This window comes from Streptomyces sp. FXJ1.172 (genome assembly GCF_001636945.3).
Lineage (GTDB): Bacteria > Actinomycetota > Actinomycetes > Streptomycetales > Streptomycetaceae > Streptomyces.
Genome location: NZ_CP119133.2, coordinates 5,438,057 through 5,453,295, shown reverse-complemented (window position 1 = coordinate 5,453,295; position 15,239 = coordinate 5,438,057). Strand labels below are relative to the sequence as shown.

14 protein-coding genes and 1 tRNA gene are annotated in these 15,239 nt (G+C 71.9%); 3 read left to right on the top strand and 12 right to left on the bottom strand.

What is annotated here, in order from left to right:
• The first annotated feature begins 20 nt into the window (after positions 1-20).
• The gene (locus A6P39_RS24445; RefSeq protein ID WP_067050087.1) at positions 21-3,371 is read left to right on the top strand and encodes a S41 family peptidase; all 3,351 of its coding nucleotides are present in this window, start codon (positions 21-23) and stop codon (positions 3,369-3,371) included.
• Between the two features lie 71 nt (positions 3,372-3,442).
• Here the strand turns inward: A6P39_RS24445 and A6P39_RS24440 are convergent, their stop codons facing one another.
• The 4 genes from A6P39_RS24440 to A6P39_RS24425 all read right to left on the bottom strand — a co-directional run bounded on the left by A6P39_RS24440 (position 3,443) and on the right by A6P39_RS24425 (position 7,219).
• Positions 3,443-3,682 (bottom strand): hypothetical protein, encoded by a 240-nt coding sequence (locus A6P39_RS24440; RefSeq protein WP_067050089.1) that lies wholly within the window; start codon positions 3,680-3,682, stop codon positions 3,443-3,445.
• Between the two features lie 92 nt (positions 3,683-3,774).
• Entirely contained in the window at positions 3,775-4,659 is an 885-nt protein-coding gene (locus A6P39_RS24435; protein WP_067050092.1) for an SDR family oxidoreductase, read from the bottom strand.
• The gene (locus A6P39_RS24430) at positions 4,656-5,630 is read right to left on the bottom strand and encodes an alpha/beta fold hydrolase (protein ID WP_067050095.1); all 975 of its coding nucleotides are present in this window, start codon (positions 5,628-5,630) and stop codon (positions 4,656-4,658) included. Before A6P39_RS24430 ends, A6P39_RS24435 begins: the two co-directional genes overlap by 4 nt.
• Positions 5,627-7,219, bottom strand: coding sequence for a flavin-containing monooxygenase (locus tag A6P39_RS24425; protein ID WP_067050098.1), 1,593 nt, complete (start codon positions 7,217-7,219; stop codon positions 5,627-5,629). Before A6P39_RS24425 ends, A6P39_RS24430 begins: the two co-directional genes overlap by 4 nt.
• 176 nt (positions 7,220-7,395) lie before the next feature.
• On the opposite strand from A6P39_RS24425, the gene A6P39_RS24420 reads away from it, so the two are divergent.
• Positions 7,396-8,025, top strand: coding sequence for a MerR family transcriptional regulator (locus tag A6P39_RS24420; RefSeq protein ID WP_067050101.1), 630 nt, complete (start codon positions 7,396-7,398; stop codon positions 8,023-8,025).
• On the opposite strand, the gene A6P39_RS24415 is transcribed toward A6P39_RS24420, so the two are convergent.
• On the bottom strand, positions 8,013-8,816 hold the full coding sequence (locus A6P39_RS24415) for an exodeoxyribonuclease III (protein ID WP_067050192.1): 804 nt from the start codon (positions 8,814-8,816) through the stop codon (positions 8,013-8,015). The genes A6P39_RS24420 and A6P39_RS24415 overlap by 13 nt on opposite strands.
• 79 nt (positions 8,817-8,895) lie before the next feature.
• On the opposite strand from A6P39_RS24415, the gene A6P39_RS24410 reads away from it, so the two are divergent.
• Positions 8,896-9,372: a GNAT family N-acetyltransferase gene (locus A6P39_RS24410; RefSeq protein WP_067050104.1), complete on the top strand. Its 477-nt coding sequence runs from the start codon at positions 8,896-8,898 to the stop codon at positions 9,370-9,372.
• A gap of 123 nt (positions 9,373-9,495) precedes the next feature.
• Here A6P39_RS24410 and A6P39_RS24405 read toward each other — a convergent pair.
• The 7 genes from A6P39_RS24405 to galU form a co-directional block, all read right to left on the bottom strand.
• Positions 9,496-9,569: transfer RNA gene (locus tag A6P39_RS24405), tRNA-Ala, on the bottom strand.
• A gap of 127 nt (positions 9,570-9,696) precedes the next feature.
• Positions 9,697-10,860, bottom strand: coding sequence for a divisome protein SepX/GlpR (sepX, locus tag A6P39_RS24400; protein ID WP_079133549.1), 1,164 nt, complete (start codon positions 10,858-10,860; stop codon positions 9,697-9,699).
• Between the two features lie 187 nt (positions 10,861-11,047).
• Positions 11,048-11,752, bottom strand: a complete 705-nt coding sequence (locus A6P39_RS24395) for a GNAT family N-acetyltransferase (RefSeq protein WP_234379029.1) — start codon at positions 11,750-11,752, stop codon at positions 11,048-11,050.
• A gap of 20 nt (positions 11,753-11,772) precedes the next feature.
• Positions 11,773-12,273, bottom strand: a complete 501-nt coding sequence (locus A6P39_RS24390) for a MogA/MoaB family molybdenum cofactor biosynthesis protein (RefSeq protein ID WP_067050110.1) — start codon at positions 12,271-12,273, stop codon at positions 11,773-11,775.
• On the bottom strand, positions 12,270-12,782 hold the full coding sequence (gene moaC, locus A6P39_RS24385) for a cyclic pyranopterin monophosphate synthase MoaC (RefSeq protein ID WP_067050113.1): 513 nt from the start codon (positions 12,780-12,782) through the stop codon (positions 12,270-12,272). The genes A6P39_RS24390 and moaC overlap by 4 nt, the downstream gene beginning before the upstream one ends.
• A gap of 138 nt (positions 12,783-12,920) precedes the next feature.
• Positions 12,921-14,243, bottom strand: coding sequence for a molybdotransferase-like divisome protein Glp (gene glp / locus A6P39_RS24380; RefSeq protein WP_067050116.1), 1,323 nt, complete (start codon positions 14,241-14,243; stop codon positions 12,921-12,923).
• The gene (galU, locus tag A6P39_RS24375) at positions 14,240-15,151 is read right to left on the bottom strand and encodes a UTP--glucose-1-phosphate uridylyltransferase GalU (protein WP_067050196.1); all 912 of its coding nucleotides are present in this window, start codon (positions 15,149-15,151) and stop codon (positions 14,240-14,242) included. Before galU ends, glp begins: the two co-directional genes overlap by 4 nt.
• Between the last annotated feature and the right edge of the window lie 88 nt (positions 15,152-15,239).

Sequence of the window (15,239 nt, the reverse complement as noted above, 5' to 3'; positions counted from 1 at the left end):
ACCCGGAAAAGCATAGGGAGGTGAGCTATCTGCGCCTTCCCCACCTCAGCGGCAATCTGCTCTGCTTCGTGGCCGAGGACGATCTGTGGCTGGCCCCCCTCGACACCCCGGGCCGCGCCTGGCGCCTCACCGCGGACCGCACCAAGACCGGCCACCCGCGCTTCTCGCCCGACGGCCGCCGGATCGCGTACACGACCTGGCGCAGCCTCGACCCCGAGATCCACCTCGTCGGCACCGACGGCGGCCCCGCACGGCAGCTGACGTACTGGGGCAGCTCCGACACCCGGGTCTGCGGCTGGACACCCCCCGAGGGCGGGGAGAGCGACATCCTGGCCGTGGCCTCGCACGACCAGCCCTTCTCCTACTTCACCTGGGCCTACAAGGTGTCCGCGGACGGTGACCCGGGCCGCAAGCTGCCCTGGGGCCCGGTCACCGACATCCAGGTCGCCGACATCGACGGCGAGCACAGGACACTGCTGCTCACCGGGACCCCGCCGCACGAACCGGCCTCCTGGAAGCGCTACCGCGGCGGCGCCATGGGCCGCCTCTGGCTGCACGGGCGGCAGCTGGTGCCCGACATCGGCGGCCATCTGGCCTGCCCCATGTTCGTCGCCGGCCGTGTCGCCTTCCTCTCCGACCACGAGGGCGTCGGCAACCTCTACTCCTGCGCGTACGACGGCACCGACCTGCGCCGGCACACCGACCACGACGCCTACTACGCCCGGCACGCCTCCAGTGACGGCGCCCGGGTGGTCTACCAGTGCGCGGGCGACCTGTGGCTGGTGGAGGACTTCTCCCCGGGCGCCGTACCGCGCAGGCTGGACATCCGTCTCGCCGGGCCCGCCACCGGGCGCCGCCGCTATCAGGTGCCGGCCGCGCAGAACGTCGACGGCATCTCCGTGGACGAGACCGGCCGGGCCAGCGCCGTCGTCGTACGCGGCAGCCTGTACTGGCTCACCCACCGCGACGGCCCCGCCCGTACGATCATCGACACGCCCGGCGTCCGGGTCCGGCTGCCGGAGATGCTCGGCACGACCGGCCAGGTGGCCTATGTGACGGATGCCGAGGGCGAGGACGCCGTCGAGATCTCCCAGCTGCCGCGCGCGACCGGCGACCGCGCCCCGAGGCGGCTGGCCTCCGGCGCCCTGGGCCGCGTCCTGGAGATGGTCTGCGATCCGGAGGGCGAACGGCTGGCGGTGGCCTCGCACGACGGACGGCTGCTGCTGATCGACGTCCCCGAGGAGGAGACTGCCGGGACCTCTGAGACCACTGAGACCACTGAGACCTCTGCGTCTTCTCAGTCCTCTGAGGTCCCTGCCGAAGAGGCGGACGGGGCCGCGGCCGGCCGGGTCACCGAGCTGATCCGCTCCATCAACGGACCCGTGCGCGACCTCGCCTTCTCCCCCGACGGCTCCTGGCTCACCTGGTCCCACCCGGGCATCGGCCGCTCCCTGCGCCAGATCAAGCTGGCCCGCATCAAGGACCGGCTGATCGTGGACGTCACCAACGGCCGCTTCGAGGACGAGAACCCCGTCTTCACCCGCGACGGCCGCTATCTCGCCTTCCTCTCCTGGCGCGGCTTCGACCCGGTGTACGACGTCCACACCGGCGACCTCTCCTTCCCGCTCGGCTGCCGCCCGTACCTCGTCCCGCTGAACTCGGCGACGCCGTCCCCCTTCGCCCTGAACCCCGAGGGGCGCCCGGCCGCCGGCGGGCTCGACCCGGTCGAGGAGGAGGAGACGGGCGAGGCCGGCACGGTGACCGTGGAGGTGGAGGGCCTGGAGAACAGGGTCACACCGTTCCCGGTCATCGCCTCCAAGTACTCCGCGCTGCACCCGGTCGCGGGCGGCGGCCTGGTCTGGCTGCGCTGGCCGATCTCCGGCGCGCTCGGCGAGACCTTCGTCAACCCCGCCGACATCAGCGGCCGCCCGACCCTGGAGTACTTCAACATCACCAAGGCGAAGAAGTCCGAACTGGTCGACCACATGGACTGGTTCGCGGTGAGCGGCGACGGTACCCGGCTGGTCGTCGTGGACGAGGGCGAGCTGCGCGCCGTTCCCTCCACGGAGACGGGCGACGGCGACACGACCGTCTGGATCGATCTGCGCCGCATCCTGCACGAGGTCGACCCGCCCGCCGAATGGCGCCAGGCCTACGAGGAGGCGGGGCGCATCATCCGCAGCTACTTCTGGGAGCCGGGCATGTGCGGCATCGACTGGGACGCGGTGCTCGCCCAGTACCGCCCGCTGGTCGAACGGGTCGCCTCCCCGGACGAGTTCGCGGATCTCCTCAGGGAGGTCCTCGGCGAACTGGGCACCTCGCACGCCTACGTCACCGCCGCCCGCCGCAACGAGGGCCCGCAGCACTACCAGCGCGCGCAAGGCCTCCTCGGCGCCAACTTCGTCCGCCGTGACGGCCACTGGACCATCAAGCGCATCCTGCCCGGCGACTCCTCCGACTCCAGGGCCCGCTCGCCGCTGGCCGGCACGGGCATCCGCGAGGGCGCCGTGCTGACCCACGTCGACGGCCGCCCGGTCGACCCGGTGACCGGGCCGTATCCGCTGCTCGCCGGCTCCGGGGGGACGACCGTGGAGCTGACGTTCACCCCGGCGCAGGGGGAGGCGGACCAGGTCCGGCGGGTCGCCGTCGTCCCGCTCGTCGACGACCGGTCGCTGCGCTACCAGGACTGGGTCGCCAAACGCCGTGGGGTGGTACGGGAGTTGAGCGGCGGCAAGTGCGGCTATCTGCACATCCCCGACATGGGCGGCTCCGGCTGGGCCCAGTTCAACCGCGACCTGCGCATGGAGATGTCCCGGCCCGCGCTGATCGTGGACGTGCGCGGCAACGCGGGCGGGCACATCAGCGAACTCGTCATCGAGAAGCTGACCCGGACGATCCTGGGCTGGGACCTGACGAGGGACGCCCAGCCGGTGTCGTACACCTCGAACGCGCCGCGGGGCCCGGTGGTCGCCCTGGCCGACGAGGCGACCTCCTCGGACGGCGACATGATCACCGCCGCCTTCAAACTGCTGAAACTCGGTCCGGTGGTCGGCCAGCGCACCTGGGGCGGCGTGGTCGGCATGACCGGCCGCCATCGCCTCGGCGACGGCACGGTCATCACGGTCCCGATGAACGCGGCCTGGTTCGACGCCTACGGCTGGTCCGTGGAGAACCACGGCGTCGCCCCCGACCTGGAGATCATGCGCACCCCCCTGGACTGGGCCGAGGGCCGCCACGCCCAGATGGACGACGCGATCCAACTGGCCCTGGACCTCCTCGAATCCACCCCGGCGGCCGTTCCCCCGGACTACTCCGGCGTCCCCGACCGGTCCCGCCCGAAGCTGCCGCCGAGGAGCAACGGCCAGGGGTGAAGAACGGCGCAGGGCACCCTCCGCGAACGAAGGGTGCCCCACGTCAGACCGGCCGAAGCCGAGCGCAGCGGCTACGCGGGGTAGTCCCGGTCGAACCGGTCCTCCATCTCCCGCTCCGTGTCCTCGATGTCGCGCAGGTTCTCGTGCGGGCGGCCCCGCTCGGACTGCGCCGGCTGCTGGCCCTGCCGACCGCGCTGCTGCTGCTGCTTTCCGCGCTGCCCGGCCTGCTCGCGGGACTGCTCGGGCCTGCCCTTGGCCTGCTGGGACTTACCCTGCTGGGACTTGCCCTGCGTCTGGTCCTTCATACCCATGTGGGTTCACTCCTGTGGTGAGTGAGAGGGGAATCGGCCCCTTGGTGGGGCCTCGACCAGATTCACACGGGCGCCTACGGAACGCATGTGGATCAGTTACGTTGCGTAGCCTGCGCCTTTTCGTCGGCCGCTCCGCCCGCGCCCACGAGCCCCGAGCGCATGCCGTGCAAGCGGGGCGCGAACCGCTGCATCTCGCGCTGTCCGACCGTCCCGATGAGCGCCGGCAGATATCCGCGCACGCCCTGCATGCCGCGCAGCCACCACTGTCCGTACACGTGCGCCGAGCGGCGCTCGATCCCGGCCACGATCCGGTCCACGGCGGGGCCGAGCGGATACGTCTTGTTCGACGGCCACGGCAGCCGCTGCCTCAACTCCCGCATGACGTCGTCCTGGTCGGCGCCGCGCACCATGTCGGTGTCGGTCCACGACAGGTAGCCGACGCCCACGCGCACGCCCTGGTGGCCGACCTCGGCGCGCAGACTGTGCGCGTACGCCTCCACGCCCGACTTGGAGGCGCAGTACGCCGTCATCATCGGCGCCGGTGTGATCGCGGCGAGCGAGGCTATCTGCAGCAGATAGCCCCGGCTCTCGACCAGCACCGGCAGGAACGCCCGCGCGGTCACCGCCGAACCGATCAGGTTCACCTCTATCACCCGCCGCCAGGCGTGCGGATCGGAGCCGATGAACGGACCGCCCGTCGCCACACCGGCGTTGGCGACCACGATGTCCGTCTTCCCGAACCGGTCCTTCACCTCCCGCGCGACCCGGCTCATCGCCTCGTGGTCGGTGACGTCGGCGTACCAGTACGCGCTGTCGCTGTGCAGCCGCCCGGAGACCTCCTTGAGCGCCTCCTCCTCCAGCCCGACCAGCGCGACCTTCGCGCCGCGCGCCGAGAGCTTGCGCGCCAGCAGTTCACCGACGCCACGCGCCGCTCCGGTGACGACCGCGACCTGTCCTTCGAGGCTGACCCTGCTCATGCGCCCTCCTTGGTCTGCTTGATCCGCGCCGGGCTGGAACGGTGCGTGTCCTCGGGGCCGGCCCCCGTGCCGCTGACGTACGTGCCGACGAGGTCCCGGATCCTGCCGGTCACCAGGTCCGGGGCCTCGATCGGGGTCATGTGCCCGACGCCGTGCAGCTCGGTGAGACCGACGCAGCGCGGCAGCGCGGCGACCAGCGCGCGGGCGTGCACGGCAGGCGTGAGCCGATCGGACGCGCCGTGCACCACCGCGGTGGGCATGTGCAACTCCCTTACGCCGTGGTCGAGATCGAGCGCCTCGAGCACACCGGCCCAGGCGCGGCGTACGGCGCGAGGGCAGGCGTGCACGATCCGCGCACACGCTTCCACCATGTGCGGGGCGGAACCGGCGCCCATGGTGGCGTACTTGAGGATGCTCTTCGCGACCGGCGTGACCGGACCGAGAGGGGCACTCGAACCGAGAATGCGCCCGGTGATCCAGGTGCGCACGCGCCCCGCGCGCATCGGCAGCACGCGCGCCTCCGCGACCAGCCGCGAGCTGCCCGTGCTGCACAGCAGGACGGCGGCGGCGTGTTCACGGAAGCGGGGGCGCGCGGCCGCGGCCATGATGGTCATGCCGCCCATGGAGTGGCCGACGATCAGGGCCTTCTCGCCGGGCGCGAGTGTCCGCGCGAGCACGGCTTCGAGATCGTCCGCCAGCGCCCGAGTGGTGCACGCGGGGCTCGCGGGACTGCGTCCGTGTCCCCTCTGGTCGTACGCGATCACCCGGTGGTCGGTGGCCAGGTCCCGGATCTGTGCCGCCCAGAAGGCGGTCGAGCAGGTCCAGCCGTGCGAGAGGACGACGGGGGGCGCGTTCTCGGGCCCGTGCACCTCGGCATGCAGTCGCGCGCCGTCGGCGGAGACGACGGTGAGTTCCCGGGAGGGGGCCGGCGGGGCGTAGCGGCCGTGGGCGACGGGGATGGGCCGGCTCATGCGGCGCCCTCGCTCTCCGCAACAGCGGCCACCGTCCGCTGCACGGCGGTACCGGCCTTCTGCCCTGCCGTACCGGCCGGCTTGCCGTCGGTCTTCCGGATGACCTCGTACTCCGCCAGGTCCACCCGCCGGGTCGCGCGCCGGAACTCGGACGTCGTACCGGGCCAGATGGTGGTGTTCCGGCCGCTCGCGTCGAGGTACCAGCTGGTGCAGCCGCCCGTGTTCCACACGGTCCGCTTCATGCGCTCCTGGACCTTGTGGTTCCAGTCCTCGACGGCCGCGGGCCGGGCATCGAGGGCCGTACGGCCTCCCCCAGTGCCTTGAGGGCCTGGGGGGACCCCCAGGACGTCCAACTGCCGCAGATAGTCGGCCATGTAGTTCAGCTGGGACTCGATCATGAGGATCATGGAGGAGTTCCCGAGCCCGGTGTTCGGCCCGATGACCGTCATGAAGTTCGGGAACCCGGCGGCAGTGGCGCCGCGCAGCGCCTGCATGCCGTTCTTCCAGGACTCCGCGAGCGTGGCGCCCGCCGCGCCGACCACACGCTCGGCGATCGGCATGTCCGTGACGTGGAAGCCCGTACCGAAGACGATCGCGTCGGCCTCGGCCTCGGTGCCGTCGGCCGCGACGAGCGTCGACCCGCGGATCTCGCTCAGCCCGCTGGCGACGACGTCCACGTTCGGCCTGGTCAGCGCCGGGTAGTACGCGCTGGACAGCAGGATCCGCTTGCAGCCGATGCGGTAGTCGGGGGTGAGCCTGGCGCGCAGGGCCGGGTCCTTGACGGTGCGGGCGATGTTGCGCTTGGCGAGCTGCTCGACCAGGCCGAGTTCGTCGGGGTGCTTGGTGAACGCCTGGACCTGCAGTTCCCGGATGCCCCACAGCAGCCCGCGCCGCACCTGGGTCGTGACGGGGAGCAACCGGTGCAGCCGGCGCTCGACGCCGCTGATGGCGCGGTCCATGCGGGGCATCACCCATGGCGGGGTGCGCTGGAAGAGGGTGAGCCGGCCGACCTCGGGCTGGATCGCGGGCACGATCTGGATGGCGGAGGCGCCGGTGCCGACCACGGCGACGCGCTTGCCGCGCAGGTCGTAGTCGTGGTCCCAGCGGGCGGAGTGGAACACCTTGCCCGGGAAGGACGCGAGGCCCGGTACCTCGGGGATCTTCGGGTCGGACAGCGGCCCGGTGGCGGAGACGACGACGTCGGCGGTGAGCGAGCCGCGCGTGGTCTCGATGGTCCACCGCAGGTTCTCGGCGTCCCAGGTCATCAGCTTGACCTCGGAGTCGAAGCGGATGTGCGGGCGCAGTCCGAACAGGTCGGTGACGTGCTCGAGGTAGGCGCGGATGTGCTGCTGCCCGGAGAAGGTGCGCGGCCAGTCGGGGTTGGGCGCGAAGGAGAAGGAGTAGAGGTGGGAGGGCACGTCGCAGGCGCACCCGGGGTAACTGTTGTCCCGCCAGGTGCCGCCGACGCTGTCGGCCCGCTCCAGTACGGCGAAGTCGGTGATCCCCTCGCGGCGCAGCCGCACGGCGGCCCCCAGCCCGCCGAACCCGGACCCGATCACCGCCACCCGTACATGCTCGTGCTCGGCCATCCCGAAGCCTCCACGCATCGCCATGGACTCTGCCAGTGAACACTGGCGCAATGGGACTGTAGAGCAGCTCCGTACCGAGCGGTAGGGGTCGGCGAGGGAAAGTTACCGGCGGTACAACATAGGCTTCGGGCGTGGCAGAGGACGCAGAACGCAAGGAAGGCGGGCGCGAGTACCGCATGGAGGAGCTGGCCCGGCTGGCCGGCATCACCGTGCGCACGCTGCGCTTCTACCGCGAGCGCAAGCTGATCCCGCCGCCCCGCCGCGAGGGCCGCATCGCCTGGTACGACGACCATCACCTGGCCCGTCTGCGCACCATCGCCGCCCTGCTGGAGCGCGGCCACACCCTGAACGGCATCGCGGAACTCGCCGAAGCCCTCGACCAGGGCAGGAACGTCGCCGACCTGCTCGGCGTCGGCACCCCCACCGAGGAGGAGCCGGTCCGCCTCACCCCGGAGGAACTCGCCGCGCGCTTCGAGGGCGAGGTCACCCCCGAGAACCTCGCCGCCGCCATGGAGCTGGGCTACCTCGGCACCGACGGCGACGAGATCGTCCACATCAGCCGGCGCCTGCTGGACGTCTCCTCCGCCCTGGTCCGCGAGGGCATCCCGCTCGCCGAGGTCCTCGCGGCCGGTGCCCGCGTCCGCGCACACGCCGAGGCCCTGGCCGAACTCTTCAGCGACCTGATCCTGCGCCACGCCCCCGAGGAGGACCTGCACCGCCTGCGCCCGCTGGCCCGCAGCGTGGTGGAGGCGGAACTGTCGCTGGCGCTGGACCGGCGGATCGGCAAGCGGGATCAGAGGTCGTAGACGACGGTCACCGGCGCGTGGTCGGACCACCGCTCGGCGTGCGTGGCCGCGCGCTCCACGATCCCCTTGACGGCCTTGCCGGCGAGCCCGGGCGTGGCGACGTGGTAGTCGATGCGCCACCCCGAGTCGTTGTCGAAGGCCCGCCCGCGGTACGACCACCAGCTGTACGGCCCCTCGGCATCGGGATGCAGGGCGCGCACGACGTCGACGTACCCGCCCTCCTCGGCGGCGAACACCCGGCCGAGCCACTCCCGCTCCTCGGGCAGGAAGCCGGAGTTCTTGGTGTTGCCGCGCCAGTTCTTGAGGTCGGCCTGCTGGTGGGCGATGTTCCAGTCGCCGCAGACGACCACCTCGCGCCCGTCGGCCGCGGCCCGCTCGCGCAGCGCCTGGAGATGGACGAGGAACTCGCCCATGAAGCGCACCTTCTCGTCCTGCCGCTCGGTGCCGACCTCGCCGGAGGGCAGGTACAGGGACGCGACCGTGACGCCGGGCAGGTCGGCCTCGACGTAGCGCCCGCTGCCGTCGAACTCGGCCGAACCGAAGCCGACCCGGACGCGGTCCGGCTCACGTCGCGTGTAGAGGGAGACGCCCGCCCGGCCCTTGGCGGCGGCCGGGGCGTGCACCACGTGCCAGCCGTCGGGCTGCCGGACCTCCTCGGGCAGCTGGTGCGGCTCGGCGCGCACCTCCTGAAGGCAGACGACGTCCGCCTCCGTCCGGGCGAGCCACTCCACGAAGCCCTTCTTGGCGGCGGCCCGCAGCCCGTTCACGTTCACCGAGGTCACAGTCAGCACCAGGGCACGATACCGGCACACTGGTCGGAGTCCGTCCGCACCACCCGACATCCGCCTGCATAGAAGTACGATACTTAGCATGAATATACGTCGCGTCCGCTTCGATCACCCCGACGCCGTCAAGCTCAACGACGAGGTCCAGGCCGAGTACCACCTGCGCTACGGCGAGGGCGGCGACGCCACGACCCTCGACGCCGCCGACTTCACCCCGCCGCGGGGCGTCTACCTGATCGCGTACGACGAGTACGACCGCCCCGTCGCGACCGGCGGCTGGCGCAGCCAGGACCTCAACGGCGAGGGCAACGAGGACGGCGACGCCGAACTCAAGCGCATGTACGTGATCGAGCAGATGCGCGGCCTCGGCCTGGCGCGCCGCATACTCACAGCCCTGGAGGAGGACGCGCGCACCGCGGGCCGCGTCCGCATGGTCCTGGAGACCGGCACCAGGCAGCCGGAGGCCATCTCCCTGTACACCTCCAGCGGCTACGAGCCGTGCGCCAAGTTCGGCTACTACCGCTTCCACGAGGAGAGCCGCTGCTTCGCCAAGAGGCTCTGAAGCTGTAACTCGGATCACACCGGGCCCGCTTGAGCCCCGGGCGGGCCCGGCCAAGAGCCGGCACCTACCCGCACACACGATGAAGCCCCTGTCGACTATTGCCGACAGGGGCTTCATGCTGCGTGGACCTGAGGGGATTTGAACCCCTGGCCCCCTCGATGCGAACGAGGTGCGCTACCGGACTGCGCCACAGGCCCTTGCAACGAGTGAAACTCTAGCATCCCCATCGGGGTGCTCGGAAATCCGCTCCCTGACTGGTCACGGCGGGGATCCCCGAAGGGAGCGCACGCCGTCGGGGGCGCGCTGGGGAGTGCGCGAGCGGACTTACTCGTTCGCCGCGCGCGGGCGGTCGCCGTCCTCGTACTGATCGAAAAGGGGCGTGCGTCCGCGCTCGCGTGCCCGGCGCGCGGAGGCCGCGCGGCGCGCGTCACTGCGGCCGCCCGCCGGCCTGTCCTCGTCCGCGGGCGCCTGCTCACCGGCCTCCGCCTCCGGCGGGACCGAGCTGGATCGCGCCGAACTCCAGGTGTCGGGCGCCCCCAGATCCACATCGGACGTGGCACGCGGCGCGACCGGCGCGGTCACATACGTCGGCAGGGGCACCGGCACCGGGTCCCAGCTGTCCCCGCCCGGCCGCCGCTGCCGCTCGCGCTGCTGGTCGACCCACTCGGCGTGGTCGGTCTGCTCGACCAGCGCGCGCCGGTCCGCGGCGAGCGCGGAGAGGCCGGGGTCCGTGTCCGCCTCCGGAACCTCCTCCGGTTCGTCCGCGCCGGTGCTCGCGTCGAGGGCCGCGCGCCGGCGCGGCTGACGCTCCCGTTCCCGCAGCCGCTGCGCCGCGACCTCGGCACGCCGGCGGTCCATCTGGTAGGCGAAGCGCCGGTGCTCCTGGGAGCGCAGGTACGCGATGTACGTGCTGAGCAGCACGGCCGGCACGGCGGGCACCCACAGGAAGGCGAGTCCCCCGACAGCGGCGACGATCGCGCCGAGCGTGAAGCCGAGGAAGAGCATCACGGTGGTGCGCCGACGGCGTGCGAGGACCTTCGAGCGCCGGGCGCGTGCCGCGGCCGCCTGTGCCGAGGCCGTACGCCGCGCGGCCGGCACTCGCTTCTGTGCGGGCACGGAAGCGGACTTGGGCGCCGGCGCGGCGGTCTGGTCGCGTGCCGGTTCCGCCCTCCCGGGCGCTTCGGGCCCGCCTTCCGCGTGCACCTGACGACGGGTCGGAGGCATGGCGAAGGCCCGGACGTCCACCGAATCGGTGGCGGCGTCCGGGGCGCCGGCGTCCGGCTCCCCCTCCTGGGCGGAGCGCGCCCGCAGGTCCCTGGCGTACCGGCGCTCCATGCCCGCCCGTCCGGACAGCAGCCGGATGGCGGTGCTGAAGCGTTCCGTGGGACGGGCCTCGTTCAGCTCGTCCTGCCTACGGAGCCACATAGGCACCAAGTAGGCGGCCCAGGCCCCGACAATGACTGCGTAGATGAGGCCGCTGCTGCTCACGCCTCACACGGTAGAGGGGTTTGCGTGAGGCCATCCGCCAATTGGGCCGGTGTGTCGCACGATCTGGCTGATATTTCCAGCTTTTTTTGCGATCGATGCGATCAGCGGACTGCCAAGGTCGCGAAATTCAATGCCCGGAGACGGTCAGCATCCGATCAATTTCGAACATACATTCAATTCTCCAGGGCTAGGCAGGATTCCGCGGAGCGTTCTGGGGATTCCGCGACGGATCCGCGGCCCCCGGCGCACGCGAAGCACCGGCCGCGCCCTCTCCGTCCGCCGGGCGCCCGGCGCGCCGCTCCTGCTGGGAGCGTGCCCGCTGCCAGCGGGCGAGCAACCCGTCGGGCACCTCCTCCGCGGTGAGCGCGAAGACCAGGTGGTCGCGCCAGGCCCCGTCGATGTGCAGATAGCGCGGCCGCAGGCCCTCCTCGCGGAATCCGAGTTTCTCCACGACCCGGCGGCTGGGCCGGTTCTCGGGGCGAATGCAGACCTCGATCCGGTGCAGCCCGACGGTGCGGAAGCAGTGGTCCACCGCGAGCGCGACGGCCGTGGGCATCACTCCGCGCCCGGCCACCGCCTCGTCCACCCAGTACCCGACGTGCCCCGAGCACATCGACCCCCAGGTGATCCCGGCGACCGTCAACTGCCCTACGAGCCGCCCCTGGTACTCGATGACGAACGGCAGCATCCGGCCCGCGTTGGCCTCGGAACGCAGGTGCCGGACCATCTGGCGGTAGGTAGGGCGATGCACGATCGGTCCGCTCGGCGTGGGCGGCGGAATGGTCGCCTCCCACGGGCGCAGCCAGTCCCGGTTGCGCCGGTTCACCTCGCGCCAGGCCCGCTGGTCGCGCAGCTTTATCGGCCGGAGGACGACATCGCCGTCCGCCAGCACAACGGGCCAGGAAGGGCTGTTCAGCTCGCACCCCCGCTGCTGGGTCTGGGGTGGTCGCCGCCGCGGATCTGGTCGACGGCGTGGATCAGCAGGGGCTCCAGCACGGCGAGGCCGTCCTTCACCCCGCCCGTGGAGCCCGGCAGATTGACGATCAGGGTCCGCCCCGCCACCCCGGCCAGGCCCCGGGACAGCACGGCGGTCGGGACCTTGTCCCGGCCGAACGCGCGGATGGCCTCAGCGATGCCCGGCACCTCGTAGTCGATCACCGCCCGGGTCGCCTCGGGCGTGCGGTCGGTGGGCGAGATGCCGGTGCCGCCGGTGGTGACGATCGCGTCGTACCCGGCGTCCACGCCCGCGCGCAGGGCGGCCTGCACGGGATCGCCGTCGGGGACGACCTGAGGGCCGTCCACCTCGAACCCGAAGCCTTTCAGGCCGTCGGAGATCAGGGGGCCGCCCCTGTCCTCGTAGACACCGGCCGCGGCCCTGTTGGAGGCGGTGACCACCAGAGCGCGGTAGGTCATGCCCGGCTCCAGTCGCCCGACTTGCCGCCCGTCTTCTCCTCCACCCGTACGTCCGTGATGACCGCTCCCTTGTCGACCGCCTTGACCATGTCGATCACGGTGAGCGCGGCGACCGTGACGGCGGTGAGGGCCTCCATCTCCACGCCCGTACGGTCCGTCGTCTTCACGACGGCCTGGATCTCCACGGCGTCGTCCGCGACCGACAGATCCAGTTTCACACCGGACACCGACAACGGGTGGCACAGCGGGATCAGGTCCGGGGTGCGCTTGGCTCCCATGATGCCCGCGATACGCGCGGTGGCGAGGGCGTCCCCCTTGGGTACCCCCTCGCCGCGCAGCAGCTCGACCACGCGGGGTGAGACGAGGACCCGGCCGCTGGCACGCGCGGTGCGCGCGGTCACGTCCTTGCCGGACACGTCGACCATGCGGGCCGCGCCCGCCTCGTCGATGTGCGTCAGTCCGTCCTGCACAGGGGGTCCGGAGGTCTCCCCCCGGAAAGACTCAGTCATGCTGTGGCCGCTCCCGGTCCGGGCCCGTCGCAGTGCGGTGCACGGGCCTGCTGTGCGCGCCACGGTACCGCCAAGCCGGCGCGGGCACCGGGCCAGGCCCCCCCCCATGGACCCGTCACACGCTCACGCGCGCGTGCCTCAGCCGAGCAGCACGACCTCCACCTCGGCGCCGGGCTCGAGGGACTCCACGTCCTCGGGGACGACGATGAGCGCGTCGGCATGCGCCAGCGCCGCGATCAGGTGCGAGCCCGCGCCGCCCACGAGGGTCACCTCGCCGTCCGCGTACGCGCCCCGCAGGAACTGCCGGCGTCCCTTGGGCGAGCCGAGCGCCTTGTCCGCCTTCAGGCGGGCCCGGGTGCGGGGCCGGTGGACGTCCGTGAGGCCCATCAAGGTACGGATGGCGGGACGGACGAACAGCTCGAAGGAGACGTACGACGACACCGGGTTGCCCGGCAGGGCCAGCAGCGGGGTGTGCTCGGGGCCGATGGAGCCGAAACCCTGGGGCTTGCCGGGCTGCATGGCGAGCTTGCGGAACTCCACACCGCCCCCCGCCTCGTCCTCGTCACCGGCGTACGACAGCGCCTCCTTGACCACGTCGTACGCCCCGACGCTCACCCCGCCCGTGGTCACCAGCAGGTCGGCGCGGACGAGCTGGTCCTCGATGGTCGAGCGGAGGGTGCCGGCGTCGTCCGCGACGGCGCCCACCCGGTAGGCGATGGCACCGGCGTCCCGCGCGGCGGCGGTGAGGGCGAAGCTGTTGGAGTCGTAGATCTGGCCGCCGGACAGCTCCTCGCCGGGCTGGACGAGTTCGCTGCCGGTGGACAGGACGACCACGCGCGGGCGCGGGCGCACGCGTACCGTGCCGCGGCCGATCGCGGCGAGCAGCGCGATCTGCGGCGGGCCGAGGATCGTACCGGCCTCCAGGGCGCGGTCGCCGGCCTTCACGTCGCTGCCCTTGTCGCGCACGTGCGCGCGTGCCTCGACGGGGCGGTGCACGCGCACCTGCCCCCCGGCGCCCTCGGGCGCCAGGCTGCGCGCCCGCATGCCGCTCACCGGGCCCTCACCGAGCCCGCCGTCGGTCCACTCGACGGGGACGACGGCCTCGGCGCCGGGCGGCAGCGGGGCGCCGGTCATGATGCGGGCGGCCTGCCCGGGTCCGACGCGGACCAGGTCGGCCGCGCCCGCCGCGACATCGCCGACGACGTCCAGGACGGCCGGGAACTCCTCGCCGGCGCCCGCGACGTCCGCGACCCGGACCGCGTACCCGTCCATGGAGCTGTTGTCGAACGGCGGCAGGGACACCGGCACCATGACGTCGTCGACCAGGACACAGCCCTGGGCGTCGAGCAGTTGCAGCTCGATCGGCTCGAGGGGGCGGACGGTCGAGAGGATGTCCTCCAGGTGCTCGTCCACCGACCACAGGTCGTCCGGGCCGGCGGGGCGGGTCGCGGCGCTGCTCAAGATTGCTGCATCTCCTCGGCTACATAACTGCGAAGCCAGGCCCGGAAGTCCGGGCCCAGGTCTTCACGTTCGCACGCGAGTCTGACAATGGCACGCAGATAGTCGCCACGGTCACCGGTGTCGTAGCGGCGGCCCTTGAAGACGACACCGTGCACCGGCCCGCCGACCTTCTCGTCCTGCGCGAGCTGCTGGAGGGCGTCGGTGAGCTGGATCTCGCCGCCGCGGCCCGGCTCGGTCTGGCGGAGTATGTCGAAGATGTGCGGGTCGAGGACGTAGCGGCCGATGACCGCGTAGTTCGACGGGGCGTCCGCCGGGTCCGGCTTCTCGACCAGGCCGGTCACGCGCACCACGTCGCCCGCGGCCGTCGCCTCCACGGCCGCGCAGCCGTAGAGGTGGATCTGCTCGGGCGCGACCTCCATGAGGGCGATCACGCTGCCGCCGTGCCGCTCCTGGATCTCGATCATGCGCTGGAGCAGCGGGTCCCGCGGGTCGATCAGGTCGTCACCCAGCAGGACGGCGAAGGGCTCACGGCCCACGTGCGGGGCGGCGCACAGGACGGCGTGACCGAGGCCCCTGGGGTCGCCCTGGCGCACGTAGTGCATGGTCGCGAGGTCGCTGGACTCCCGCACCTTCGCGAGCCGTTTCTCGTCGCCCTTCTTCTCGAGCGCCGACTCCAGCTCGTAATTGCGGTCGAAGTGGTCCTCGAGGGGACGCTTGTTGCGCCCGGTGATCATGAGTACGTCGTCGAGCCCCGCGGCCACGGCCTCCTCGACCACGTACTGGATAGCCGGCTTGTCCACGACCGGCAGCATCTCCTTGGGAGTGGCCTTGGTGGCCGGCAGGAACCGGGTGCCGAGGCCTGCCGCGGGAATGACAGCCTTGCTGATCCTGGGGTGCGACTGAGTCATGCCCGCCACCATATCCGGTGCCTTTGTAGGAAAACTGTGGCTCCGGTTGGTTGACCCTTTATGACCGCAATGAACAATCAAGAAGGGC